This is a genomic window from Spirosoma jeollabukense (genome assembly GCF_054777855.1).
The window spans coordinates 100,103-126,215 of the sequence record NZ_BAAHAD010000012.1; the positions used below are offsets into that span (position 1 = coordinate 100,103).

Genomic DNA, 26,113 nt, shown 5'->3' on the forward strand with positions numbered 1-26,113 from the left:
CAAGGGAGCGAAGCCTGTTGTTCATCAAAACTAGTCCGGTTCCAGAAAGTTCGTTTCGACCTACGAAGGTCAGTAAATGCGCTATTCTTAACTATTCCAAGCAAATAAATTTGTTCACCGTTACACAAATTCTCATTTGTGTAAATTGGTGAAACCCGTTTATTTTGTAAGTTGCCAACTGATGACAACCCGTTGCACTTTACAATGTAGCAGTAACGGTGCATCGACGCGTATTACCGTTTATATCTATGACCTCATCCCAATCATCGAGCCTGACCTTACCCGCCCTGCTCAGCTGGTATCGTGACCTGACCAGAGACTCACTTCCCGTGGGGGGTTACAACGGGTTGATTCACTGCCATCATTCGGCTGCGCTGGACGGCTGTAGTCTCACACTTACCGAAAGTCTGTCGTTGCTGGAGAAAGGCGTAACCACGGATAGTAAACCGGCCGCTCATTACTGGATGCTGGTCGATTATCAGCAGGCTCAACAGCAGATGCTGGCCTGGGCCGCCGAACGGGAACCCCTGAATCGCGCCCGGCTTCAAGCCATTGGCGCGGCCCTGATGCGCCGGACGGGTGGTCCCATGCATACAATACTGGGCAGTTATGACTCCAGCCAGGGCGAATTACGACTGGCCAGCCGCATGACGGCCCATCGCAAGTTAATCGACGCGCAGAAACTACCCGCCGCCGTAGATAAACTACTCAGGCAGCTCAATACAGACCTAGCTGCCGTTAAAACTATGCGTCAGATCTATGATCTTTCCTTTCAGGCGCATTACGACCTACTTTGCCTGCAGCCCTTTGGGGAGGGTAATGGCCGGGTGGCTCGCCTGCTGATGAATTACGTTCAGCACTACCACAAACTACCCATCAGTTTAGTACATGCTACTGATCGTCAGGCTTATACAAAGGCGTTGGATCAATCTCAATCGCAGTCTTTTGCCAGACCTATCCTGGACTTCATGTATACGCAACTCATCACCTACTTACAGACGGAGTGTGAACGCCTTACGCAGGAGCCGTCCTAACGTCCGTAAATAAGCCTGCCCATTTAAGGGGCTTGTGGCCATCCCGGAATTTACACGTCACCCATCAATCGACCCAGTCCCTACTACTGAAATGCCATTACCTGCCAAACGTCCTGACGATCGTTCCCCCTCACCGGCCTCCGCCCCGGCGAGTTACACCGTATCCCGACTGATTGCGTATTTTGCCAGTACGCTGCCTGCCTCCAGTAACTACCCCCGTCATGCCAGGGCTTACCTCGACTACTGCTTACAACAGGGGTATGGCGTGGATGGGTTTAGCCTGGGTCTGTACGCTACTGGATTCCGACCCAACCGCATCTCGCCCCTGCGCAAGTTTCTTTTCTTTTATCAGCAACTCGGCTACCCGCAGATCCTTTTGGACCCGCCTAAAAAAGATATCTCTCCCGCGGCCAACGAACTGGTCCTGCGCTTCATTCGGGAGCACAAAGGATTGAAAGGGGAACGTTCCAAACAGACCTATACCCAGGCATTAAATGCGTTTTTCCATTACATTGATGTGCAGCTGCAGCAGGGCCGTCCAGCCTCGCTGACTGGCCTAACGGTCAATGACTACATCACCCAGCTAAACCAACAGGGAAAGTCACCCTTCACCATCAACATTTATTTATCCCCGGTGAAGCAACTAGCCGCCTGGTGCGTGCTGAAGCGAAAGGAGCTGGCCCTTACCCCCGACCAGGTCGAGTCTCTTCAGGATGTGCAGGCCGTGAAAGGGTTTACCGTGGAGCGTCGCTTTTACAAAGAGAGTTTGGAAGCCAACGAGCGAACCGACTTGCTGGCCTCGGCAGCTTCGCCCCGTGACCGGGCTATTCTGGCCCTGTTAAGCCTGGAGGGATTACGTACCGTTGAGATCACTCGTCTCCTATTGGCCGACGTGGATGTCGATCGTCGACTGATTCATGTACTGGGAAAAGGAAAGAGCACTAAAAAGCCCATTAAGCTTTTCGAGGCCTGCCTGGGGCCGCTGGTTGGTTACCTGCAAAGTATCCAGCAGTGGCCGCTGCCCGAACAGGATCAGAAAACTCCTTTGTTTGCGAACCTGACCACGGCTCAGGTTCGCTACATCACCAACAAACACCTGCTAAAAAATGGCCTTAAAAAGAAAGGCATGTCTGCGCACAGTCTTCGGCATACGGCGGCGCAACTACTGCTGGATGGAGGCGTTGAATTAGTGTATGTTCAGCAGCATCTGCGCCATGAATCGATCGAAACGACGCAGTTTTATACCTTAAAACAAACCCTTAAAACGTATTTTCAGAAACTACCCAATTAGGCAAAGGCGGCTTGGTTTCCTATTGCTTTACGGAATCGTTTCAACCAATTGATTCATCAGGAAGCCAGAACAATCATCAACACTAACAGGAATGAACCCATTGTCGTAGCCATCAACAAATCCATTAGCGTTCGGGTCAATGGCGTATACTGTTTTCGGCGTAAAAGCAGGAACATGAGGAAGATTCCGACCAGACCGACCGCTACTAATTTTATCACAAACTGGCTATTTGTCATACTTGCCCTTAGGAGTTAACGGTCTGGATTTACTTCGGACGAAAATAGCCAATATATAAATAGGCGTACATTAGCCTTACTTTTTTGACCCCTAATAACTAATCGCTTTATCCCCTGTTCCTACTAATTCACGCTGGACTAGTAAGTATAACGCAGCCAGAAAAAAAACAATTTTCAGCCCTTTGTTTGTTACCTTGCTGAAACTTTTCACCAGTTAACTATTTACTAGTATGGGCTTTATACGAATCTTCCGCGTGCTGTTCGCCAATAGTTATATGCGACCCTTCGAACAGTCTTTTTTCTTTACTCTTTATGCTCCTATGATCAAGCCGTGGGTCCAACGGGTTGTCCAACGGGAGTATATGCAACCCTGGACCTTATTGTTTATCATCTGGGCGATAGCGATGGCCGCCTTACCCGCTGTTACCTTTTTCTCATCGTTTCTTTTACAGGGGCTGAGTCAAAATACCTTTATACCTACCGGGTTCCTAACAACGGCCATCTTACTGGTTCAGTTGTTGATTGGATGTATCGAAGTGTGGGGTATCTACTACATTACCCGGCTGCACCTCACCAAATTATTTTACTGGCACCGGGACAAATATCCGGATTGGCCAAATCGACCGATCTGGTTTCAAATGGATCGATACATGTTTCGACCAGAGGTGTTTGCGCTGGTCATTGTTACGTTCTTCTGGCTACAACTAGGGAATTTTATGCAGCATAGTGACTTACTGCTCTTTCAAAACGGCGGGTGGATCTCGTTAATCCAACTCTGGTTGCCGTGGGTAGGTGGAGCCGTATGGCCAATGGTATCAATTTTCTATCACCGTCAACTCCTGGAATTATAATGAATTAGCCAGAATGAATCTGTGAAGTAAAGTAAATCGACGTCAGCAAAAAGCCGCTTCCTAGCAGGGAACGGCTTTTTAGTTGGCTAACAACAAATCGAACGCTTTAAACAGCTTCGATCACTTCGGTTTCCAGTTGTTTTTTCAATTCACTAACCAGCAAGCTTAATTGGGTCAACTGCTCCTGTTTTTTGAAGGGTTGATTCAAATTCTGACTAAAGGCTTCCTGTTGACTAATGGCCCGTTCCAGTTGTTTTTTTCCTACTTCGGGCGCGTCTAACGTTCGATTAATGGCCGCTCGCAGGGACGTTCCCAATGCCCATCCGTAGTTAATCTGGCCCTTTAGATTTACCCCCCATTGGTAACTGATGGAGTAAATAGCGCGGCCTGTTTCCCGATCATGGCCGCTCCATTCGCCTTTCAAATGTATATCCAAGCCGTTTACCGTAAGCAGACCTGAACTATACGCGCCGTTGGTACGCCGGGCTGCGGATTTGATTTCGGAGAAATACCGCTCTAATGGTTCGCTCCAATCGGCTTTACTGGTAAACTGCTGACCAGTAAACCCAATTGTTTTAATCATTCCGTCAACCTCATCGGTTGGCACGTCTACGAACTTATTTTTTATGATTTCGGCCTCCAAGCTCAATTTTGGCAAAAGCCCGTTTAAATGAACACTCGTGCGCCGGGCTTCTTCAATCATGGATTGTGCGTTCATTAAACCCCGTTGCCACGCCTTTTTCTGCTGATTCAGCCGCGTTAATTCGTGGTTTTTAGCCGTATAGAGCAAGGCGGTCTGAGAGCCGGATAAGGTAGCCATCATCTGTTCATAATTCATTGACGAAAAATCGTCGTCGTCCGATACATCGGCCATTGTTTCAACCGTAGCCCCCCCTTTTAGAACCTGGTTAATAAATTTTTGCTTCATGGCTAACCGGCCGTAACTCGTCGCGTCAAGGGTTTTTTCTACGCCATAGGTTAGTACCTCAACGCATCGTTTCCAGACGGCGAATAAATTACCCTGTCGGATAATTCGCCCGTTCCGCTGTTCAAAATCGGTGGGCCGGTTGGGAGCGTCTAAATGATGGATAGCGGCTAACCGTTCCTGAACGTTTACCCCAACGCCCAGACGTTCACTACTGCCCATCAGAACGCGAATCCGGCCGGTGCGAACATTGGCAAAAATGGGCTCCCGTTTGTTTTTATCGGCGGGAACAACACAGATTTCCTCGGTGGGAATGCCCAATAAGCGCAGTTTATGGGCAATTTCGTCGAATAGATTGAATTGAGCAGACATCGCCACTAAACCGGCGGACCGGCCGGGCGTCGCCACCGCATCGGCGGACCGGCCGGTTTCCTCGTCAGTCTCGCCAGCAAACATGCTGGCTGACGAGGTAAATACATCGCAAAAAACTAACTGCGTTCCTTTAACGTCGCCGGTCTGGTGGTAAATCCGGTGTATTTCTGCAACAGCCCGGTTCACTTTATTACCGGGTTCATCCTCGGCGGTGGGATCGATCAAGCGTATATCCAGCGTCGCTTTTTTAGCCTTGCCGTACATCACTAACGGTATATGACTGTTCTCGCGCTTTTCTTTGCCGGTTAACTGCTCGAACCAGCGCAGGGTTTGCCGAATAGCATAAAGTTCAGCCCTAACGCCCGGCGTTTGGGGTAGCAAAATACGGGTGAAGCCGGGATTGGCGGGGGTGGTTTCTGTGGCGGGTTGGCTGGCTAAAACCGGTAAAAAGTCGCCGGTTTTAAACTCATGTACATCATCGGCCAAGACAACGTCTACCGACTGCCGGTATAAGGCTGACAACTGGGCAACGTTCATAAACTGCGCCAGTCGTTCCACGGTCTTAAACTGACCCGATGTACTTAATTCAAAAACGGGCACCACTTTACAGAATGTTCCGCAAAATTGGTCAAAGGTGGCTAGTTGCAATTTTTCCAATCGGTCGCTGGCAATGTAGCGTAGCATCGTCCAGGCTTCGGCCATCGTGTTTGAAATAGGGGTTCCCGTTGCCAGAATGACCCGCCCGTTTTTATTTAAAATGGTCCGGCATTTAACCATGGCTTGAAAGGCATCCTGACTCCCGGCTGTATCAATGCCTTTAATTTGGTAGCGGCTGGTCGTAAAGCCAAACCGTTTGTATTTGTGGGCTTCATCCAGAAACAGCGCATCAATTCCCAATTGAGAGAAATTAAGCATCTGATCTTTTTTACGGCTGGCCTGTTCAAGCCGTTTGGCTTCTATTTTGGCTTTCCGTTTGTTGATTTGTTTAACGCGTTGCTTCCCGCTCCGGCGGTTGGCCCGGCCTTCGGCGGAGGGGTCTCTGTCGTCGTAGTCAATGCGGCTTAGTTCATCCCGAATTAATTCTTCTTCGATCGCTACATCATCCGGGATAAGCTTTAAGAACGACTGCGGAATAACAATACCGTCGAACCGGTTAGTCGCTATCCGTTGCAGAAACCGTTTTCGGTTGGATGCCTGTAAGTCAGCCGGAGTTGGCTGGTAAACAATTGCGCCGGGGTACAGCGCGCGCCAAGCCTTCGCAAAATCCTCGACGGTTGAATTCTGCACGGCAACCAGGGCTTTTGATGCTCTGCCAAGCCGGATCAATTCCATGGCGGTCGAGATGATCTCCCAGGTCTTACCCGTGCCGACCCAATGGGCAAATAGACAGTCCTCCTGTTTTCCCCGCTCAACGGCTTTAAACTGGTGGTCACGTAAGGTAATTAACGGGGAAGCACCGGGATAATGGGCCATGGTCGGTTTGGCAAACTGGCGTTCGACATAGCTATTAAACCGTTCGTTAAATGCCTTTTCTATGGCGGGGGCGTAATGCTCCCGCGCCCACTGGTTAAACTGTTCCTGCAAGACTTCCTGTTGCTGTACGGCGGCAGTCATGGCCTCAATGTCCTTGACCTCCTTTTTATTTCCAGCCTCATCCTGTATAGTTTTGGTGATGACTATACTACGCTGATTCAACGCGGCTTCGATTAATTCAAGGGCGGTACGTTCTTTGGTACCCTGTGACTGATTGAGGGCGGAGTACCCCGTTTGATTGGCTAAACGGTACTCGGCCCGTTGTGAACTATATACTAAGGTTAGTTTTATCGAAAGCAAGGTCTGTATCCAGTCGGTTATACAAGCCAGTGGCAACCAGTTCGATCCTAATTGAAAACTAATCAACGATACCGGTAAACTAGGCGGTAGTATAGCTTGTAAGGCATCTAGATTGGCCTGTAACTGCGGCTCATCCAGCAATCGGCCTTCCAATAGGGTTAGTTTCTCCCGAATATCCCCCGACAGATACGTACCGGCATCTAGTAACTCATCGGCCCGCTCCGGGTCTATAAAGGCTAGCGCGTTCGTTAAAAGGTAGGTACGTACTTCGCCAATAGGCTTGCCCGTTAGCGTACTGATATAATCCAGATCAATACGGCCGTGGTTAAATAAGGACAGACTTAACCCGTCCTCTACTAAATCAACGTGCGTGATGGTGGTAAGGGCTCCAAACACCCGTTCCCGCAAAATGGCCGATTCAACAATGACTGTTTTTCCGTGGGCATCCAGCTTTTGAATTTCAAGCGCCTGAACGCTTAAAAACTGACCGTCTACGGATTCAATCCAGTTTAGCGACCGATTGGCGGACAATCGCCCGTACGTGGTGACAAAGAACGTATAGTGGTCTTGTAGCTCCTGACGTAAGGCATCACAAACGGAATCACTCTGATTCTGTTCCGCCTTTAACAAAGCAAAGAACAGGCGTTTTAGGGTCGAATAGGAACGGTATATACTCTGCTTGCTCCACATTCGGCCCCGAATTTTCACGGTTCCGCTCAAAGCGGGATTTATACGTTCCGTGCGTTCTTCGGGCAACTTTGCCCCCGCCTGACCAAACCGGCTGGCGGCCCCCTGTAGCTGGTTCCCTAATTGAGTTACGGCTTCATCCAGTCGGGTAGCCAGTTCGCTACTGCGTTCCAGAAATAACGTCTGGCGGTCGCCCCGGTAAAGCCCTCCCTTTCCTACTTCGCTGGCAAAAGTCATTTCCCCTAACATCCGATGTGGATTTTCAACGTAGTATTGGTTGACCTGAATGCTTGGCATAACGGGGGGGTCGTCTTGGTCTTCCCCCTCGCTGGTCAGTGTTCGCAGTGTAGCCGTATTGACAAAGGGTTGAGCAAACGAGGTACGAGCCTGATTTTCGGGCCGCTTTTGAAATAGTAAAATATCCGTCGTTACTTCGGTGCTGGCGGTTTTATCAAATGCGCAGGAGGGCAGACGAATGGCACCCAACAATTCCATGCGCTGTTCATCCAGTTTAAGGCGAAAGGCTTTACTACCGGCATCCAGCGTGCCCATTGACGTAATGAAACAAACCAATCCACCGGGAACGACAAGTCGGGACGCCTTACCGATAAAATAATTATGAATATGAAACGGGCACCAATCCCGGTCCACGGCATCAAAAACAGTGTAATCCCCGAACGGCACATTGCCAATTATCAGATCGTACTTGCCTCGTTCCAGCGGGGCTACCTCTAGCCCCGTTGCGTGGGTAATCACTTCGGGATAAAGCAGCGCTAAAATAGCGGCTGACAGGGGGTCTTTCTCGACGGCAGTAATCGTAGAGGCTTGCCGTAAATGGTCGGGCATAGCCCCGATGAAATGACCTGTACCGGCGGCTGGCTCTAAAACCCGGCCTCCCTTGAAGCCTACTTTTTCCGCTAACGCCCACATTCGTTTAATGACCTCAATGCTGGTAAAGAATGCGTTTAAGGTGCTCTGCCCGGCCCCTTCCCGTTCCATGGGCGTCATTAACGAATCGGCCTCCATTCGCAAACTTTTGTATTTCCGGTACCAGCGGTTTTGTTCTTCGGTCTGCGCCTCTACGTCGGTTGCCCTATGGGTTACCTCATCCCACAGAGCCGCCAAACTGCCCCATCCGCTAAAACGGGCTAATTCATTACACTGCTCCGGTGTGGGTTGCTGCTGATTGGCGTTCAGCGATTTACAAAGGGCAATAGCCGCCAGATTAGCGCGAATCCGGCCTATTTCGCCCGTTGGGGCGGGTTCTTGCTGTAAGCTAAACCGTTGAATCCGTGGCGAAACGATCTGGTTAACCGCTCGAACGGCAGGAACCAGTTCGGGTGCAACTTGTAGCAGTACGTCAAATAAACTGAGTTGAACGGGTGCGCCCTGTTGCGAAGTTGCCGGGCGTTTGGCTTTGAGAGGTTTCATACAATTCTTAGGTGTTCTCTTTGTTGTTTAGCATATAAAAATACCGATATGCCGACCGAGAAAACCGCTAAGAACCTTCTATTAACTTACTCAAAATCAACCCTTTACCCTGTTATATTAGGCCCGTAGGGCCTCTATTTCGAACGTATTCCGACTTGCCCATCCGGGCTTCGTTCATTCTTCACTCATGAAGCTGGTGAAGTGATGTCGACAAAAGTTGATAAGCCTCGGGTTCATACGGGGATTATTCCGAGATTTAACCCGCGGGAAGGAGCGCTTGAGAAAACCCAAAAACTATAGATAAACGCGTGCAGACCACACCCTAACTACCCTGAACGGCCATCGCCAATTCATACGTTTACAATCCATATTGGAACTGCATGAGAACGGATAGTGGAATAAAAAATGTCGTTAAATTTCGGCTAACCGGAACCGCTGCGGCGGGCCGTCCCCGATGGCAATTTGTTGGTGAGTTTTTATCACCTGAATATCGCCAGCCAGGAGGCCGTCAATTGGCATATTGCCGAGCAACTGGTTGAGGGTAGGTTAATGGCTGAAGTTTTATATGAAGGAAACTTGCAGAATAATACCGCCTATCCAGTTGCGATTTACCGACTCCTCGAACGGGTCGAGGTGTACGTCAACTGCGTCCGGATCGAACGGGTAAAGTAGGACCATTTAGTGCATTATATGGAGACTGATCGACCAGCAACACGAAAGGCTAAAACAGGCAACACGTTATGATGAGTTTTGACATAGGTCGGCCATTTCCGATCGATCGCTACCAGGCCACGGGGCAGGAATCGATTAAAGCCATGATGACGGTGGGCTTGTTCGACATCCTGTTTTACACGCTTAACCCCGTCGACGACCGCGCCCTGTTCAACCGGGGTCTGCTTCGCTACGGCCTCTACGAACGGGAGGGCCTGCCGTCTTTTCTAATCGAGTTCCCTGGCCACTTCAGCTTTGAGCTTCCGCTTAATATCCGTAAAATCGATCCGGATGCGGTCGCCGACTGGATCAAGAGCGACGCCAACGGCTTGACGCTTTACTTGCTCAATGCGCGCTCCAATATCATCGAAGGGATACGATTCATGGGTTTGCGGCCCGAGCTGATTACCCAACTCCGGCAGGTTAGCCAAGAGCAGCTGGCCCGCTACCCGACACCCTCGGCTGTCGAGGACGGCTTTGATCAGATTTACGCCCACACGAGCCTTGATCAGATGGTGCGGGGCACGACGATGTACTTATACTAAACCGGACTCATCTTGTTAGCGTCGGTAAGTTCAATGAAAGCCAGTTCGGTTATTCATGATGCGTTAATTCCAGCGGGCTGTTTGTCTAGTGAAGTTTTAAGGCGTTTCAGTACCTCCACTGAATTTGCATTACCTTGTCGTGCAGCTTCTATGGTTGTAGTGATGGTCCTGGCCAGATTATCAGTCGATTCCCAAGCCGATATTTTATGGTACGTAGCGGGCCATTGTTTGCTGATGAACCAGCTTATAAGTGCTTCTTCCTCTTCATTCATAATTCAAAGTTAGTTACACTGTTGTTGGTAGGTCTTCCCGGCGGGAAAGGAAGCACCCTGGATAGTATTCTTGCGAAGCTATAACCTTCTCGTCCGCCTTTTGACCCATTTGCTTAGAAAAACGTCAACTTACTGACCTTTTCGTCATTTGGGAAAAAATCAGTCCGCCCGGCGGCCCGGTCACGAACTCAGCTTAAACATGAGATTCTAATTTTGTTTAGTGAGATGACATGTAGAGACTGAAATTCAAACCAACTGACTTTAGTAGAACAATCATGGTATCCATCTCTATAAAAGGGCGTTTTGTGGGACCCTTTATCGGTAGAGTCAGTTCGATCAAAACCACTTATCTCTGTTTATATCAGTAAGACTATAGACTAGAAGAATTTAGCTTAAATTGCCTATTAGTCTACAACAAGTTTTCTATGAACGGCCAGCAACAGCCTTCCAATACCCCTGCTACTCTTACTCAGCGACTTGATATCAATTTTGCCCTCCAGACGGCCGGTCTGGGCCTCTGGGAGCTGGACCCGGTCACGAAACAACTTCTCTGGGATGACCGATGCCGTCAGTTATTTGGCCTGGCTAACGACAATCCGCTTACCTATGAGCAAGCTATCCAGTATATATATCCCGACGATCTGGTCCGTGTGGACCTAGCGGTTCAACAGGTGCTCTCGGGTCAGTCGAACGGGCAGTATGATGTGACCTATCGAACAGTGGGGGCAGATGATGGCCTGCTCCGGTGGGTTCGTTTCATAGGGAGGGCCGAGTTGACCCCCGACGGGCAGGTCTATCGCTTTGCGGGCGTGGCGCAGGAGGTCACCGAGCAGCGACAAGCCCAGCAAGCTCTCCAGGAAAATCAGCAGTTTTTACAAGCTGTTATTGATCTGGCCGAATTAGGATCCTATACAATTGATGTAACTTCCTTTCAAATGGTTAAATCAGCCCGGGTTGCCCAGTGGTATGGACTCTCGGAGCAAACCGATGTCGAGTCATCCATGAAGGCCATCCTGGAGAGTGATCGGGAGCGGGTCGGTCAAGTACTAGCCCAGGCTCTTGAGCCCGGCGCACCCGGCTCGTATCAAGTTGAGTACACGATTCATAACCTACAAACAGGCGTCCGACATAGCTTACGAACCATCGGGCAAGTCAGAAGAAATGAAGACGGCCAACCCTTTTGCGTTGAAGGTGCCGTCATGGACATTACGCCACAACGCGAGTTGCAATTGATGCTGGAGCAGCAGGTGCAGGCGCGCACCCAGGAGCTGGCCGCCAGTGAAGCCCGCTATCGTGAGTTAGCCCAAAGCTTGGAAGCCCAGGTGCACCAGCGCACCTAGGCGCTGGCAACGGCTAATGAGGAACTAGCCGCCATTAATGAACAACTCCGAGTCAGTTATCAGCAGGAGCGGCTAATTCATCAGCAGCTGGAAGCCAGTGAGGCTAAACTGCGCGCGGTGATTGCCGTGGCTCCGGCTAGTATCGGCTTGGTGGTGGGACGGGATATGATCATTGAGAGTCCCAATCAAGCCTTCATTGACATTGTGGGTAAAGGATGGGACATTGTGGGCAAGCCCGTACGGGAAGCCATGCCCGAAATAACCACCGAAAACCAAGCTTATCTGCAGATTCTGGAAGACGTTTACACCTCGGGGAAGCCGTTTCAAAGTTATGGGTCACTGGTTCAAGTCGTTCGAGAAGGCATACTCACCAACAACTATTATAATTTCAGCTATAGCCCGTTGTTTGACCCAGCCGGTCAGGTCTATGCCATTTTGTCCATTAGCATCGATGTCACCGGACAGATTCTGGCACAACGGGCAGCAGAAGACAGTGAGGCTCGCTACCGTCAACTAGCCGAGCACCTGGAAGAGCAGGTGCTTGAACGTACTGAGCAGTTAGCCGCCAGCAATGATAAACTGGCGTCCACCAATGAGGAATTAACAACGACCAACGAGGACTTCGTGGCCAGCAACAAAGCCCTGGAAGCGGCCAATCATGACCTGTTACGCTCAAACCAGAACCTGGAGCAGTTTGCCTATGTGGCCTCCCATGACATGCAGGAACCGCTTCGCAAGATCCAGCAGTTTGGTGATCTTATCAAGAGTCAGTATGGGGACCGGCTGGGCGATGGGGTGGCTTACTTAGAGCGGATGCAGACCGCCGCCAGTCGCATGTCAGTGTTGATTCGAGACTTGTTAGCCTTCTCGCGCATCTCCACCACGCAGGTGATTGCCCAACCCGTGGCGCTCAACCAGGTGGTGAGCCGGGTGTTAGATACCTTATCGGTCGTGGTGGAGGAAAGTGGGGCGCAGGTGGAGGTGACTAGTTTGCCGGTGGTGCCGGGGGACTCGTCCCAGTTGGACCAACTGTTTCAGAACCTGTTGTCCAACGCCTTCAAGTTTCGGCGTACCAACCCAGGCGGGGAGCTGGTTACCCCTCAAATCCGGGTTAAGGCCAGTCTAGTCGCTGAAAGCGATTTACCCCCATCCCTACATCCTGCTCGATACGCCCAAACCTATCACTGCATCGAAGTAGCCGACAACGGCATTGGCTTTGATGAGAAGTATCTGGAGCGCATGTTTCAAGTGTTTCAACGGTTGCATGGCAAGAACGAGTTTGGAGGTACGGGCATCGGGTTGGCCATTGTGCAGAAGGTGGTGACCAATCATGGAGGAGCCATCACCGCTACGAGTGAGCCCGGCAAGGGCGCTACCTTCTTGGTGTACTTACCCGCCTAGCGAGTGGTCGTTCTATCTGAAAAGGATCGAAGCAATTTGGTTTTGACGGGCAATCATCCGTTTGCCTAATCTCGCATAACGCTACCTTAATAACCCCTAAATAAAGTTGGCAAAAGAAGTGCTAAATAATCTATCTCTCTTTCAAACTACACAATAAACTCAGTTAACGAACGTTTTAAATTTGTTACCTAATTTCGAAGCCCCTTCGGTTCAACCGGTGGGGCTTTTTTTGTGTCACGAAACGCTGGTTTGATTTTAACAATGGGACTAAACACAACAGGCCAGCTACAACACATTGTGTTGTAGCTGGCCTGTTGTGTTTATTGGTGACCCCGGACAGGTTCGAACTGTCGACCCATTGATTAAGAGTCAATTGCTCTACCAACTGAGCTACGGAGTCATGTTAAACATGGTACTACAAGAACCATTTTGTTCTTATTTGAGTGCCAGTTTACGAGCTATTTCAGCGGTGTGTCGGCCCTGGAAGCGAGCCCCTTCCAACTCGTTGGCGGTGGGCTGGCGTTCGCCCTGGCCGCCGGCGACCGTGCTTGCCCCATAAGGCGTGCCGCCGGTTACCTCCGCATGACCCATTTGACCCTGCCAGGCGTATGGCAAGCCCACAATTACAAACCCGTGATGTAGCAACTCGGTATGGAAGGCGCGAATGGTCTCCTCCTGGCCCCCGTGCTGACAAACGCTCCGCCTACCTTGCCTACCAGAGCCCCGCTGGCCCACAGACTGCCCGTACTGTCCATAAAGGCCTGCATCTGGCCGCAGAGGTTGCCGTATCGGGTGGGTGTGCCAAACAAGATCGCGTCATACTCAACCAGTTCAGCGGGTGTGACGATGGGCACATGAGCGAAGGCCTGCTGGGCTTGGGTAGCTCCTGTTTTATCCAGTACTTCAGGGGGCAGTGTTTCCGGTACGCGTTTAACGACCACCTCGTTGTTCTCGATTTGGCGAGCCCCATCTGCAATGGCTTCGGCCAGGGTCCAGACGTGGCCATAGGTAGAGTAAAATACGACAAGCGTTTTCATAAATACAGATTGAGATGTTGCGCATCAGATAAAGCGCTTTATCAACCCATCGCTTAATGGCATTGTTTAAGCAAAACCGCATGGCCGTCTTTCGGGGTGATTTGGCTTAATCAAATCTGACGCCAAATTCATTCGCTCTCTGAGGCGCTAAGTCAACAGTGACTGATGGTACTTGAGAGAAAGTAAACTATCAATAACCTATAAAACGCTCTTACGATCAAAGCTGCGGAGCAATCTGAATCTAGTCGGTTCGTTTTCACACAGATGGTGCGATAATGCACTTGAGACCAGCAAGAAATCGTGAATAAGTGTTTGTTTACCAGACAATTAAGATTGGCAAGAAAGTTGACTAGAAGAGCGGGTAAACAAACCATTTTTCGCTATCTATGAACTCTTTACTAGGTCTCAGCCTCACCTTTAGCCTGATGGGTATAGCTCTCAACTCTACTGCATCTAGTTATCAGTCTCTTCATCATGGACCCACCAGTCATTTTGTTTATCCCGTTCAGCAGAAATCGGATTCGCTCCACCGCTACGTGGGAACCTACGAACTAGCTCCAGGTCAGCAATTAACGGTGAGTTTGGTGACCAACGTACTGTATATTTTACCTCCCAACGAGACGGCAAAAGCCTCTCTAAGAGAAATTGGCCCTAATAAATTTGAAGTTGTTGGTGAAGAAGCGCATCTAGTGTTCACCCAAGCTCCTGGGGGGCAAATCACAGCAGTAGAAATTCGATTCGGTAACGGAGCTGCAGCAACCGGCAAGAAACTATAATGACAGGGAATGTCGCAAAAATCGCTAGTAAGCGCAGTGAGCAGACGTCTAGGCAATTGCTAAAAATGTTTACTTCTTGCAGAGCTACCCAGTGATGGGAAATTCAAGGTAAACGACAGTCAATATGAATACGGTCTCATCTCGATAAACAATCCGCATGGAGGAGGACAGCCTGGCATTTGTATAATGAATGGCTTTCACCAGCGCCTGCTCGATGGATAGAGAAGCTGGTACGACAAATCCTTCCGCTTCAATTCGTTTGATTAAGTCCAGGATGTCGTCCGTCGAACAGGCCAGCACTGGACTCGACTGGTTAGCTATCGTTTCCAGGTAGTCAAAAAAGCGATCACTAAGGTCGTATAAAACGGTCGTTCTCATACCTAAATATCGCTTATCAGGGCTGTCCAATACGGGTTAACAACGCGTCGTTGGCAGAGAAGTTAATCAGCCCTCCCCTGTTATTGGCTTTAGCTTTGTCCAAAATTTTGGACATCATTCTAGTTCTGAATCCAATCAGGAAAAGGGAATCTGATCATCTGAAATTTGTTCAGCCAGTTCCTCCGTTGTAAAACACGCCAGCTGAATGGCCGAAAAATAACCGATAATCCGAGCGTTGTTGTCAGTAGCTAACGGTGTTGTTGGGAAGGGCACTTGTGAATGATCGTCATCATAAAAAACACTTGGGCTAAAGGAAAGGTGATTTTCTTGATCAAGTATCGCTGCGTAGGCGGTGGTATCACTTTGCTGGAATTTCTCCGGCATTACTTATTCAAACGCTTTGGACAAGCCAGCCGCTAGTGACAATTTAGTGAGCATAATTCTTGAGTCGTTTTCGATTGGGAAATCGCGTTGCTTGTTGGATAGTGTAACACCTGGCTAGCGGCCAGCTTTGATGCGGCCACTACCTGTTAGTTTTTTACTTGATACATGAATGGTGTAATGCGCCCGTTTTTCGTCCTGAACCGTAAAACCTAACTGCGTGGCACCGTAAGCCATGACCTGACGGATTTGGGAGTCAAACTGATCGAACTGCAAAATTGCGTCGACGGGTTGATCAATTCGTTGCCAACGAAGCTGGGGATGGTAATACTCAGTAAAGGCAATTACTGTAGCCTGCGGGTAGGCTTCTGTAATAATTGGATAGTTTAACATAAGTAGAAGGAAGTTAAGTCACTCGACGGGTACTGATGGGTCGGAATACCTGAGTAGAGGACGTTTTTTGTTGACTCGGGAGCGGCCTGCCGGGGGCAGATGTCTTTAGGTCGGTCAGGTGAGGATTCCCGGGTTTAGGCAAACGGGGTGCCTTCAGCGTTGGTAGTTCAGCGGGGTGCTGAACGGCTCGTGCTATAATTTTCTTTACCTGATCCCAGTTCCTGCCGTTTCGAACATCCACTTTGGTTGAATCTGCTTCGGCATCCGTAAAGAACGTAAGCGCCCGCTTGGTATGGCTCATCGCCATCGGGGAGGGCGAAAACTGACGTTGATAGTTTTCGAGTACCTCTTTCAAGGGCATCCGTTGGAGGATCTCCGCCAGATCGTAAAAATCACGGCGCAATCCGCGGTTAGCCACGGCATGTACTTTCATCGCCACGGCATCCCTTAAATCCAGAAATCGGATGTTCTGCTCCGTAAGGGGGGCATGCTGCATTTGATAAGGAAACCGAATCATATCAAATTTTATCCCATCCAAAAAACCTCGAATACCTAAATCACTTTGTGCATACACATCGACACGAGCGCCAAAGGTTTGCTCCATGAATTTCTTCATGGCCTCGGCGGGAATGGCTTTAGGCGTAAACAAATCAATATCCGTACTTTGCCGGTGGCCCAGGTGCAGGGCAATTGCCCCACCCCCGCACAGTAAAAACCCGGCTTGCTCCAGCTCTCGATTCGTCATCAATTCCTGCAGCAACTGGTAGGGTTTTGCATCGATAGTTTGGAGATGATACATACGGGCTAGTTGATTATGGGCTTGGCCTTACGCATAAGATCAGTATGGAAGCATTAAGCGTGGGCAAACAGGCTCCTGATGGCGTTAAAACGAGGCATGCTTCAACTGTGATAAGTCCAGTCGTTTGTAAGCCCGGTACATTTCCGGTTTTAGATTCAGCCAGATGGCCGTCAAAGAGATGGTCGATGACTGCAATTCAGCGGTATTCAATAAGGCTTGTTTGATCGTCTCCAGATCAAAAAAATCGATTATGGCCAGCTTATCTTCATGGGTGCCCGCATCAAAAACGCGCGCGATAATTGTCTGGCGATCCTGATCGTTTTCGATATTGAGTGAGTCGACGTCGTAGCCCCATAAACTGCGCGTGGTGATTTGCAGCGACTTGCGGGAAGTATCCGGCTTGCCGGTTGCCAGGTTAGGTTTTGAATGATCTAAAGCCATGATCTTTACACTAAAAAGGATGAATAAACCTAAGTCTTATTGACCAAAAAAAAAATAGTTTAGCACGCCAAATAGGCCAGCAAATGAAATTATTAATTTTTTAGATTTCGGGCGCTATCAGACGTAAGGGCTTTACTGCGGGGACAAAAAAAGCCATCGCGTTGACCACGGTGGCACGTGAAAGCTCGGTCTATAATTCTTCCGGTGAGACTTTCTTTTCGTAGGTGGTAATCAACCGCCCCTGTTCATCGACAATGTCAACTTGCTCTACCACTTCAATCGTCGGTGTGGCATTCGCTAGTCGGTAGCCAACGTATAGAGACATCCCAACTTGAACGATTTCAGCGGCGATGGCTAAATAGAGCATCCACTGCCGCCCGGTTGCATCCTGTTTAAACAAAGCAAAGACGATCTTCACCAGGAAGACGCTGATGGCCATACCAATGCGAAGCCGGCTGATGAAATAAGCCTCTGGTCCCAGCAGAATGGCGATGGTGAGCCGAATTGCCCCTACCAGGAAAGCCTGTATGTAGTAGGGAATAGCAAACAGCTTAGGCACTTTAAACGGTAATGACAGGGGTTCAAAAAGGCGTTTCATGACCAGGCGGGCGTCTAAAAGGTTCTACCCTATCTAATATACAATCCAGCGGAAAAAGAATCGGGCTAATACGGCCGAGATGCTCACAAGCGCTTAGCAGTTCATCCCGGTTATCGCCCCTTTTTTATTTGACGGTTTGATTTAATCAAGGAGCTCGTCAAGGTGGTTAATCGATACAACGTTGCTACTGATCCTGCTTTTCACTGGTAAGCTGATTCACCCGGGCGGGCAGTTTTGCATACTCTGGTGATCGGGCAATTTCCTGCTGTAGCTTCTGGCTTAACTCATCGTATAATTCCCAATTCCAGTCTTTAAACGTCAGCGAATATAAATCGTATGGACAATCGGATACGCAGGTGTCAGCGGGGAGTGGTTGGATCTGTTTTAATTCAGGATGGCAGGTTTCCCCTTTCTTAGTTACCTGTACCGATAAAAGACTGGGAGTGCCTAACAGCGACAACAGATCAAACGGATAGGTAAGCTCTGATTCAGAAAAGTCATAGCCTCTCATTCCAATGACATCCCGGTAGAGGTGCGAACTTTGCCGAAGTGATTGCGTGTATTCTTTATGGATCAAAACGGGACGCGGTTGCTTTTGAACGAGTTCATACTGATCCGGCAACACCCAAGTCAACAGTACTTTTGGCCGTTGATACAATTGATTCGTTTGTTTGAATAGCTCCTCCTGGGTTCCTTTTTCAACAATACGAAACAAAATGCCCACGTATTCACCCGTGGTTAAGTCAGTTGGGCTTTGCTGAATGATTGGCAATAGAAGGCTCATCGTCGGTCTTAGTTAAAGGATTAAATCAAATAACTGGGGAGAATCCTGCCGTCGTTCACGAAGGTGGCGTCGAGACCAGGGTAATTTCTCATCGGTTTTCAGAAGCAAATACCGGTCTTTCTGTCTCTTTTGGTGATCCAGTAAATACTGCTTTACGTAGATCGGATTAACCGCATGGGTTCGGTGAATTCGAACAAAATCGTGCAGGTATTTTGACACCCATTTTAGACTCATCGCTAATAGATAACGGGTGTTATCCTTGAGATAAATGTAACAATACCCGCCGTTGCTTTCCAGTCGAATAATTTCTTCATTGCGCAGGGGCTCCATCTCCGATTTAATGCCATTAACGTTCACCTCTCGATAGATCAGATAAGCGGGCTCCCCAACTATAATTGCATTTTGTGTATCGTTTGTCATTGTCGCTTCAGTTAACCATTCTAACTCGTCCGTTGAACCGGATTCACCCCCCTTACAGGAAGAAAGCCGTTCTTCGTTTTCATCCGTTACTCTTATTTTTTCGGTACTTCCACTGTAGGTAGGAATTCTCAAATACCGGATCGTTGCATTAAGGCGTATACGGTGCATGGCTAAAGTAGCGTTTTTTGGGGAATTTTAGTGGCGATGGACTACTAACCTTTAACATTGGGTTTCAAATAAACCATTTTTTGAGGATATTTTTGTTTTTTTTTCGGCTCAAAAAATGCAAAAAAAGTGACTACTTGTTAGTGGCTTTCCTTTTCCACTCCAGATAGGCTTTTATGATAGCCTGTGCATCAGCGGTCTTAATCGTTTTCATCTGGCTTTCCGTAGCAAACTGCTTAGGCAGTTTAGCGTTCGTAACCCCGTCCGTTAGGTAGTACCCAAACTGCCCTTTTCTGACTTCGTATTTCCCGGCTTTGTGAATGATTGTAAGCCCTTTGGCAGCCGGTGTCGAAGAACTTGATTCTAACACTGGAATAGCAAGCTCCAGCGTTAGCTCATCGGCGGATAGCGACTCGACCCGCGTAAACGCATCGTTATATAAAAGATACGTTCCCTGTTTTGAGGTGCCTACCCGAACGGGTTTTTGCTTATACTCCCCCAGTAATCGAGTAGCTGTTTCCCGCTTGGCATCAGGAAGCGTCGCTTCCACATGGGCAATCATTCGCTGATGCATTTGATCATAGCTTTGAATAACAGTCAGAAATTTGCTTTTGCCCTCAACTATTTCGTCAAGCTGTTTCTCCATACCTGCCGTAAATCCGTAGTCAACTAATGGGGAGAAATTCGCTTCCAGAAAATCGGCTAATTGAATACCCGTAGCCGTGGGAACCAGTTTGGCTTTGTCACCCCCAACGGATTGTTGCTCGGTCGTAGTACGAATCGACCCCTGTTTCAGCGTAATGAGGGTTGCCGGCAATTTTCGGGCAGCGACATTGCCCGTTTCAGCATAACCTCGCTTTTGAATCGTCGATAGGATACTCGCGTAGGTAGATGGTCGCCCGATCCCTTTCTGTTCCATATTTTTAATCAGGGTTGCTTCATCAAATCGCTTTGGGGGCTGTCGGTAGGTTTGTTTACCCTGCATTTGATCGACGCGCAGCGTTGTACCAACCGCTACGGGCGAAATAACGGACGCTGCGTCACTTACCTCCTCCTCATCGGCCTCTGTATAGATAGCGCGGTAACCCTCAAAAATTAAGGTACTGGCTTTTGCCTGAAACGTATCAATGGGTTGCCCGGTGCCGATCGTTAGCATGGTCTCCTCGTACTGGGCTGGTTTCATTTGTGAGGCCATGGCCCGCGTATAGATGAGCCGGTATAAGGATTGTTCATCCACGTTATTTCCCGCCGTTTTAACATCCATATGAGTCGGTCGGATCGCTTCATGGGCTTCCTGCGCATCGGCTTTGACGGGAAAGCGCCGGGGCTGAAAATAGGATTCACCGAATTGGCTAATAACCTGCTGTTGAATGGCCTCAACCGCTTCAAGCGAGAGGTTGGGTGAGTCAGTACGCATATACGTAATATGACCCGCTGCGAATAACGCCTGAGCAACCTCCATAACCCGTTTTGCGCCCCATCGGTCATTTCCTTTGGATAGCTTGCGAATGGCTTCCTGTTGCAGTAAGGAGGTAGTGAAAGCCGGACCAGGCTGCCGCAGTACGGGCTTGCTTTGTTTATCCAGCAAGCGCCACAACTTGCCGGTGGCGGTATTTAGATAAGCCTGTAAAACAGGCAATGCGTTCATTTTTTGGATGTCCGCTTCCCCCGACCCTACGTAATTGGCTTTGATTAACTCATGTTTAGGGCTCGTAAAGACAGCCGTGAGCTTGAAGGTGAACTGATCTGTAAACGAAGAGATCGTTTTTTCCCGTTCTACGATTAGCTTTAAAGCAACACTCTGCACGCGGCCTGCTGTTAGATTTTTACCTGTTTTGCGCCGGGCGATATCCGATACTTCATAGCCGGCGATCCTGTCGATGGCACGCCGGGCTTCCTGGGCTTTGACCAGGCTCATGTTGATTGGCCGCCGGCTGTCCAGCGCTGATTTGATAGCTGCTTTAGTAATCTCCTGAAAGGTGGCCCGTTGTGCCTTGTCTGGTGATAGGTTGAGCAATCGGCTCAAATGCCAGGAAATGGCTTCGCCCTCCCGATCAGGATCAGTGGCTAAAATTACATGATCAGCACCCACCTCCCGAACCAGATTCTTTAGGCCACTAACGACTTTTTCCTTATCCCGGCTTACCTGATAGGACATGCTGTAGTTGCGCTCCCGGTTGATGCCTAACTCCTTTTCCGGCAGATCCTGAACGTGACCTACACTGGCGGCTACGTGCCACTGGCCGCTACCATATAATTCATCAAGGTATTGACCTATTTTTTGTTTTTTATTTGGTGACTCAACAATGAGTAGATGCTTAGCCATGAATTAAGAAAAGTAACGGGTTAGAAAATTAGATAGGTAAGCTGTCAACCCGACAAAAAGTACACGGCCATAAAACCCCCATTCATAGGGCCTACCCTGACCATTGGTACCCACGCAAAAGCGAACCGCTATCCAGCTTAGGCCGGTTGCCCAGAGCACACATTGTATCAACCGCCACAACCGTTCGAAAGACCCACCGGCTGTTCTGGTTGCCAGCACGGAGCTGCTCAGGCGTCCAAACCAAAAATGAATGACTAACCCCAGGACTACCAGTAGCAGGAGCTGACTCCATAACGGCCAGTTTCCTATTTCTTGAGTAAACTTATTCATCCTTATGCATCAGTTGATGAGCGGCTTGAAAACAAGGCAGAAACAAGCCTTCTTGTTGATCTGCAATCAGCGTTTGACAGCTTGAAAATTCATAGTCGAATGGGACAATTCCCAAGCTTATAAAGCTGTTGTGGACGGCTAAGGCGTCAATCAAATTCAAATCATCACCGGATTCCATTAGAATGCCAACGTAAGGCATGTCAGGATCTTCGGTATCAATGACATATACGACGCCAACGCTGCCACAGGGATTATGAGGCCCATAATGCGGTTCAGCAAGGGTTACCAGCTGTCCGACTTGCCAAAGCTCAGGCAGCGCATCGGCTTTTTGAGATAAATTAGGAAATTGATCCATCAGTGAGGCAAGAGGTTGAGCAAGGGAGAAACCTTCAAAATGTTTCATAAAGGTATATATTTAAATACTTTTTGACCAAATTTTACGGTCTCTTTTTTATGAAATTTTTGATCAGATTTAGAGCAGTAAACACAAAGGCCAACCCATCTTGATGCCCTTTTAAGAAAGTTGACTTATCTAATTTGCTTTATTAAGCGGTATGCTTCGGCAGAAATGTGGCGAACTGACTGAACAAGTAGGTAAGAGGGGCGAATGATTAAGTTAAGTAGTACTATCTGAACAGATACTTAAATGATCAGCAGGGATCTGCTTTATTCAAACATAAATACCGGTATACGGTGATGCGTTCGCTCAATGGCTTAATGAGCCGTTTTACAAGGAAGAATGACCTGAGCTGTCCGAGTAAACGGCCCTTGTTATGTCTACAACTAACTAGGCATGATCAATGGGGGGACGCGGTATCTGTTTTCAGCCTAGCCAGGAGCGACTCATATCGACGCACTAAGAAGTGATAAATAACCAGCTCATGCCGCCGTTGTTCCGTGGGGAATAGACGGTTGATGTGCATGTGAATAAGGCTGGTTAGCAGCTCATCTTTAACGACCGTCTGGGGCTTTTGCTGATAGAATAAATTGATTTGATCAAGTGCCGCTTGAAACGCCTGCGAGCGGTGCAGGAAGTCGTCAGTAAGTTGTTGCGCCTGATCGAAGATTGAATCGGCATACTGACGAAATAAAGAATTTAAGCCTTTTTTGACAGATTTCAAACTGCCCTCCTCATGCCAGTAACTGGTTTGATTTCGTTGACAGAATGCAATTTTAGCTTCCAGTGAATAGCGAAAATCGTCTACTAAGTTACTGACCTGTCCTATGGCAAAAGCATAACGCTCGATATCAGATTTGGACGAGTTCTCCTGGGAGGACAAGTAAGTCAAAATCATCAGACTATCCTGGCTGAATACAGTCTCGCAGGCCGCCATCAATTCTGGCGTGTACCGTTCTATCTCACGCTGGTAGGTCTCGATTGAAAAGCGATAAACAAGTGAATCAGGTGTTGAGGGCGTGAAAAATGAATTACAGGCCTCAATAAGTTTACTAATAACACTTGTATCGGATTGAAAACGTATACGAATATGGAAGTCGGGATCGGCAAAGCGAATAAAGAAGAATTGTTGACATAACCCACTTGACAGGAGTTGATTAGTGAAGTCGAACAAGCAGTGCGTCAGAAAATAATCCGCCGCTAATTCACTGAGATAGATTTTGTAATATAACCATGGCCCACCTGGATACACGGTGCGGGCTTCCTGAGTAGTCTGATCGAAGACAACACGCTGCGTAGGATTGCCGGGCGTAGTCGAAAGCCCTTTCAGCGGTATGATCAGTTCAGACACAAAATATCTGTCTTTCTCGACAAGCCAGGGCTGGTAAGAAGCAGGTAACCATTCTGTCAATCGAATGAGCTCGTTTTTATTTAGTTCATCAAGGAGAATCGTTTGACAAGGTGCTGCATCCAGATCCAGAAACAGGGTAAGATCCCGCTCTATGAGCTGCAGGTACTTTGGTAGATTGTATAACCGGCGTATGTGTTGCAGGGTGACTGGGCCGTTCTGTTGAACAGTGGAACGGCGGATTGTCCAGCGTGCGGGTTGAAGAATTAAATTTTTGTAGGTTATTCGGGGCAGTACTGGCTGATCTTTGAAATAGCCCCATCGAACCCCATAGCGATTCGTTTCCAGCTGCTCGATGTATCCCAGGAATTGATAGATATCATCGCCTAACGTAAATTTATGCGCTGTACTAAGCCTAGGCCGTATTCGCTGGCCAGTTGATTTGTTGATGAGGTAGATTTGTTCCGTATGCGTAACGTAAACGCCTAAGTCGTTGAGGCTAATAACTCGATCAGCGGCGACCCCTGCCGGTGTCAGATAAGGTATTTCGTACGATCGTAAGACAGGCCTGGAAACTACATTTCGAGCCCGATTAGGGCTTGGCGGAGCATGTACAACTTCAGCCAGTATTTCATTTGGATACTGGGACTGCTCCCAAGCACACATCTCCTGAACCTGCCGGGTTAACAGGGGATCATTAAGACAAAACCTGCCGAGTAAAAAAGTGGGCGATGAGGTGGTTCCCGCATTAATCGAGAAATGCCAATGACTGGTCGGTAGAGGGTTGACCAAATCCTCTACGCTTTCTTTTGCTACGGGTGGTTGCTGATACAACTCGCCAAACAAATAAAAACTTGGCGGTAATGGCCGCTTGGGCTGATCTTCTAAAAGCGGGATGATATCCTCTTCGGTTAACGAAATTTCCATGTGCCCCGTTAACGAAAAGCGCTCGTAGATCAATTTAACAAGGTTTGAGGGGGTTTCGGAGGCTTCGTTGGCCGGTGATGCAAACGGAATTTGTTTTAACAGACTCGTACTTGCTTCCGACTGGACATGAAAGCCTAAACCGTATTCGGGATCGAGGGCCGTGAGCAAATCGACCGTTGCATCCTGATAACGTTCCCTAAATTTGCGAATAAAGTTGGCTATTGGAAACTCCCTCTTATTTTGAATTAATGGGAGAATCAGGGAAAACTGCTCGGCCAGCTGATGAACGAGTTGCTGGTTAAGCGATAACTGATCGGGAGTGAATACCAGATCCGTCTGGATCATTGACCCCGCGTATTCGGCAGGACTGCTTTGTGGATGGCCATTGATTTTTTTAAGCTTCTTTTGAGTGGCCTCTAAGCCCTCCAGTGTTTGATCCTGACTCATCAGATCGTTACTGATGGTCACTAATTCCCGAAGCAGCGGAGAAACTACCTGTTTTGTCTGATCCAGATGGGTCAATCTACTAATCCAACTTGGACCAGTTACCGGCATCATTAATGAGTTCGATAGAAATTGACTGTCAATTAATTGATTTACAAATACTTCAGCCTCCTGCTGGTCTTCCAAGTCGAATAGGGCCAGTAATGACTGGAAACTAAGGTAAGTTTCTTGGGTTAGTTTCTCAACGATTAGGCTTAATTCCGCTGTTACCGCGTAGGAGGTTAGTATAATCCTGAAGCCCGTTGATTCTGGAACGGATTGTGAAAATCGAAACTCTTCCTCTACCTGATAGAGGCTGTTATTGAGCGAATAAAGTAGCTGTTTGCGTACAAATGGTTCCTGCAGGATAATCTCACTAGCACTGGTGAGTAACGTGGCATCTGGTCGACTGACTACCCGCCACGGATGGCTACCCAATGTAAAAGCGTTTTGCTTGTCAACGCGGCCTAGCCCGGCCCCAGCGAATAAGCCGAAAGGAGTCGCTCGTGAATACGAGCGAAGGATGTACCGCCAAAGCGCTTTTAGGGTAGGTGAAGAAAGCTGTTGCTGATGAGCCTGCGAAAGCCAGGCTTCGTACAGGTCCGGACTTGCTAGAAACAACCCTTTTTGATTCCAGGGCTCCTTTAGCCAGTCGGTGATAAGGGGCAAGTAGTCTTGCGACTGATTCGCTTGTATTTGATCAAGACGATTAATTAAATCGCTTAGTGAATGGGTAGCCGCTCTAACGACAAAAAAAGAATGGTCACCAACTTCATTTTTTACCATAACCCTAAAAAAAATAAACCCAGCCCGTTATCAGGTGGGTTCATTAAAAAGGAGAACAAATCTCGTTAGTCACCACCGGTAGTGGTGGTAATGCTGCCTCCTGTGTTACCACCACCGGTCGAGCTTTTACCTGCGGATTTCACAACAGCCGGAGTCATCCGTGAGGAAACCTTAATTTCTTTGAGCTGGAAGCGTTTCATAAGGATTGAGTTTATATTAAGATTTTATCATCCAAATTTAAACGCAAATTCACCTTAATTCAAAAGTTTTCGACCACAGTTATCGTTATTGTCGTCATTCGCTTTGAGGAGTCTGCCGGGAGAGCGAGCTGACGCGTTGAAACTTGGCGGGGATTGAGTGAAAATCTGGGGGGTAATGATTTCTGTGCCATGGTTGCTACGAGATAAAGTGATGA

At 48.5% G+C, this 26,113-nt stretch carries 25 protein-coding genes and 1 tRNA gene; 8 read left to right on the forward strand and 18 right to left on the reverse strand.

Annotation, left to right across the window (positions count from 1 at the left end):
* Positions 1–248: 248 nt before the first annotated feature.
* Both ACYVEA_RS28880 and ACYVEA_RS28885 read left to right on the forward strand, forming a co-directional pair.
* A complete protein-coding gene (locus ACYVEA_RS28880; protein WP_461116891.1) occupies positions 249–1,034 on the forward strand; it encodes a Fic family protein in 786 nt (261 codons plus the stop codon).
* 91 nt (positions 1,035–1,125) lie between these two features.
* Positions 1,126–2,325, forward strand: a complete 1,200-nt coding sequence (locus tag ACYVEA_RS28885) for a tyrosine-type recombinase/integrase (RefSeq protein ID WP_461116892.1) — start codon at positions 1,126–1,128, stop codon at positions 2,323–2,325.
* Between the two features lie 56 nt (positions 2,326–2,381).
* On the opposite strand, the gene ACYVEA_RS28890 is transcribed toward ACYVEA_RS28885, so the two are convergent.
* Positions 2,382–2,561, reverse strand: coding sequence for a hypothetical protein (locus tag ACYVEA_RS28890; RefSeq protein WP_461116893.1), 180 nt, complete (start codon positions 2,559–2,561; stop codon positions 2,382–2,384).
* 230 nt (positions 2,562–2,791) lie between these two features.
* Here ACYVEA_RS28890 and ACYVEA_RS28895 point away from each other — a divergent pair, with 230 nt between their 5' ends.
* Positions 2,792–3,412 (forward strand): hypothetical protein, encoded by a 621-nt coding sequence (locus ACYVEA_RS28895; RefSeq protein ID WP_461116894.1) that lies wholly within the window; start codon positions 2,792–2,794, stop codon positions 3,410–3,412.
* Positions 3,413–3,518: 106 nt separating this feature from the next.
* Here ACYVEA_RS28895 and ACYVEA_RS28900 read toward each other — a convergent pair whose 3' ends face one another.
* The gene (locus tag ACYVEA_RS28900) at positions 3,519–8,660 is read right to left on the reverse strand and encodes an Eco57I restriction-modification methylase domain-containing protein (protein WP_461116895.1); all 5,142 of its coding nucleotides are present in this window, start codon (positions 8,658–8,660) and stop codon (positions 3,519–3,521) included.
* A 468-nt stretch (positions 8,661–9,128) separates the two neighbouring features.
* Between ACYVEA_RS28900 and ACYVEA_RS28905 the strand changes: the two genes are divergently transcribed.
* Together ACYVEA_RS28905 and ACYVEA_RS28910 are read left to right on the forward strand one after the other, a co-directional pair.
* A complete protein-coding gene (locus ACYVEA_RS28905) occupies positions 9,129–9,332 on the forward strand; it encodes a hypothetical protein (protein ID WP_461116896.1) in 204 nt (67 codons plus the stop codon).
* A 71-nt stretch (positions 9,333–9,403) separates the two neighbouring features.
* Complete coding sequence (locus ACYVEA_RS28910) at positions 9,404–9,916, forward strand: hypothetical protein (RefSeq protein ID WP_461116897.1); 513 nt, start codon at positions 9,404–9,406, stop codon at positions 9,914–9,916.
* Between the two features lie 53 nt (positions 9,917–9,969).
* On the opposite strand, the gene ACYVEA_RS28915 is transcribed toward ACYVEA_RS28910, so the two are convergent.
* On the reverse strand, positions 9,970–10,188 hold the full coding sequence (locus ACYVEA_RS28915) for a hypothetical protein (RefSeq protein WP_461116898.1): 219 nt from the start codon (positions 10,186–10,188) through the stop codon (positions 9,970–9,972).
* Between the two features lie 425 nt (positions 10,189–10,613).
* Between ACYVEA_RS28915 and ACYVEA_RS28920 the strand changes: the two genes are divergently transcribed.
* Complete coding sequence (locus tag ACYVEA_RS28920; RefSeq protein ID WP_461116899.1) at positions 10,614–11,528, forward strand: PAS domain-containing protein; 915 nt, start codon at positions 10,614–10,616, stop codon at positions 11,526–11,528.
* 126 nt (positions 11,529–11,654) lie between these two features.
* Complete coding sequence (locus ACYVEA_RS28925; protein ID WP_461116900.1) at positions 11,655–12,929, forward strand: PAS domain-containing sensor histidine kinase; 1,275 nt, start codon at positions 11,655–11,657, stop codon at positions 12,927–12,929.
* 324 nt (positions 12,930–13,253) lie between these two features.
* On the opposite strand, the gene ACYVEA_RS28930 is transcribed toward ACYVEA_RS28925, so the two are convergent.
* From ACYVEA_RS28930 to wrbA, 3 genes are all read right to left on the reverse strand, one after another.
* Positions 13,254–13,329: transfer RNA gene (locus tag ACYVEA_RS28930), tRNA-Lys, on the reverse strand.
* Between the two features lie 35 nt (positions 13,330–13,364).
* Positions 13,365–13,550: a hypothetical protein gene (locus ACYVEA_RS28935; RefSeq protein ID WP_461116901.1), complete on the reverse strand. Its 186-nt coding sequence runs from the start codon at positions 13,548–13,550 to the stop codon at positions 13,365–13,367.
* Positions 13,551–13,552: 2 nt separating this feature from the next.
* Positions 13,553–13,966 carry an NAD(P)H:quinone oxidoreductase gene (wrbA, locus tag ACYVEA_RS28940; RefSeq protein ID WP_461116902.1) on the reverse strand — a complete coding sequence of 138 codons (414 nt, stop codon included), beginning with the start codon at positions 13,964–13,966 and terminating at the stop codon, positions 13,553–13,555.
* A 386-nt stretch (positions 13,967–14,352) separates the two neighbouring features.
* Here wrbA and ACYVEA_RS28945 point away from each other — a divergent pair, with 386 nt between their 5' ends.
* Positions 14,353–14,742 (forward strand): hypothetical protein, encoded by a 390-nt coding sequence (locus ACYVEA_RS28945; protein WP_461116903.1) that lies wholly within the window; start codon positions 14,353–14,355, stop codon positions 14,740–14,742.
* A gap of 84 nt (positions 14,743–14,826) precedes the next feature.
* Here ACYVEA_RS28945 and ACYVEA_RS28950 read toward each other — a convergent pair whose 3' ends face one another.
* The 12 genes from ACYVEA_RS28950 to ACYVEA_RS29005 all read right to left on the reverse strand — a co-directional run bounded on the left by ACYVEA_RS28950 (position 14,827) and on the right by ACYVEA_RS29005 (position 25,898).
* Positions 14,827–15,120 (reverse strand): hypothetical protein, encoded by a 294-nt coding sequence (locus ACYVEA_RS28950; protein WP_461116904.1) that lies wholly within the window; start codon positions 15,118–15,120, stop codon positions 14,827–14,829.
* 135 nt (positions 15,121–15,255) lie between these two features.
* On the reverse strand, positions 15,256–15,504 hold the full coding sequence (locus ACYVEA_RS28955) for a hypothetical protein (RefSeq protein ID WP_461116905.1): 249 nt from the start codon (positions 15,502–15,504) through the stop codon (positions 15,256–15,258).
* Between the two features lie 114 nt (positions 15,505–15,618).
* Positions 15,619–15,894: a hypothetical protein gene (locus ACYVEA_RS28960; protein WP_461116906.1), complete on the reverse strand. Its 276-nt coding sequence runs from the start codon at positions 15,892–15,894 to the stop codon at positions 15,619–15,621.
* 13 nt (positions 15,895–15,907) lie between these two features.
* Positions 15,908–16,693 (reverse strand): nucleotidyl transferase AbiEii/AbiGii toxin family protein, encoded by a 786-nt coding sequence (locus tag ACYVEA_RS28965; protein ID WP_461116907.1) that lies wholly within the window; start codon positions 16,691–16,693, stop codon positions 15,908–15,910.
* Positions 16,694–16,777: 84 nt separating this feature from the next.
* Positions 16,778–17,134, reverse strand: coding sequence for a DUF6922 domain-containing protein (locus tag ACYVEA_RS28970; protein WP_461116908.1), 357 nt, complete (start codon positions 17,132–17,134; stop codon positions 16,778–16,780).
* A 190-nt stretch (positions 17,135–17,324) separates the two neighbouring features.
* Positions 17,325–17,732 carry a hypothetical protein gene (locus ACYVEA_RS28975; protein WP_461116909.1) on the reverse strand — a complete coding sequence of 136 codons (408 nt, stop codon included), beginning with the start codon at positions 17,730–17,732 and terminating at the stop codon, positions 17,325–17,327.
* Positions 17,733–17,916: 184 nt separating this feature from the next.
* A complete protein-coding gene (locus ACYVEA_RS28980; RefSeq protein WP_461073731.1) occupies positions 17,917–18,516 on the reverse strand; it encodes a phage replication initiation protein, NGO0469 family in 600 nt (199 codons plus the stop codon).
* A 12-nt stretch (positions 18,517–18,528) separates the two neighbouring features.
* Complete coding sequence (locus ACYVEA_RS28985; protein ID WP_461116910.1) at positions 18,529–19,104, reverse strand: LytR/AlgR family response regulator transcription factor; 576 nt, start codon at positions 19,102–19,104, stop codon at positions 18,529–18,531.
* A 130-nt stretch (positions 19,105–19,234) separates the two neighbouring features.
* Positions 19,235–21,427, reverse strand: coding sequence for a type I DNA topoisomerase (topA, locus tag ACYVEA_RS28990; RefSeq protein WP_461073733.1), 2,193 nt, complete (start codon positions 21,425–21,427; stop codon positions 19,235–19,237).
* Positions 21,428–21,749: 322 nt separating this feature from the next.
* Positions 21,750–22,160 carry a hypothetical protein gene (locus ACYVEA_RS28995; RefSeq protein WP_297369770.1) on the reverse strand — a complete coding sequence of 137 codons (411 nt, stop codon included), beginning with the start codon at positions 22,158–22,160 and terminating at the stop codon, positions 21,750–21,752.
* Between the two features lie 394 nt (positions 22,161–22,554).
* On the reverse strand, positions 22,555–25,581 hold the full coding sequence (locus tag ACYVEA_RS29000) for a lantibiotic dehydratase (protein WP_461116911.1): 3,027 nt from the start codon (positions 25,579–25,581) through the stop codon (positions 22,555–22,557).
* 182 nt (positions 25,582–25,763) lie between these two features.
* Complete coding sequence (locus tag ACYVEA_RS29005; protein ID WP_297369764.1) at positions 25,764–25,898, reverse strand: hypothetical protein; 135 nt, start codon at positions 25,896–25,898, stop codon at positions 25,764–25,766.
* Positions 25,899–26,113 lie beyond the last annotated feature (215 nt).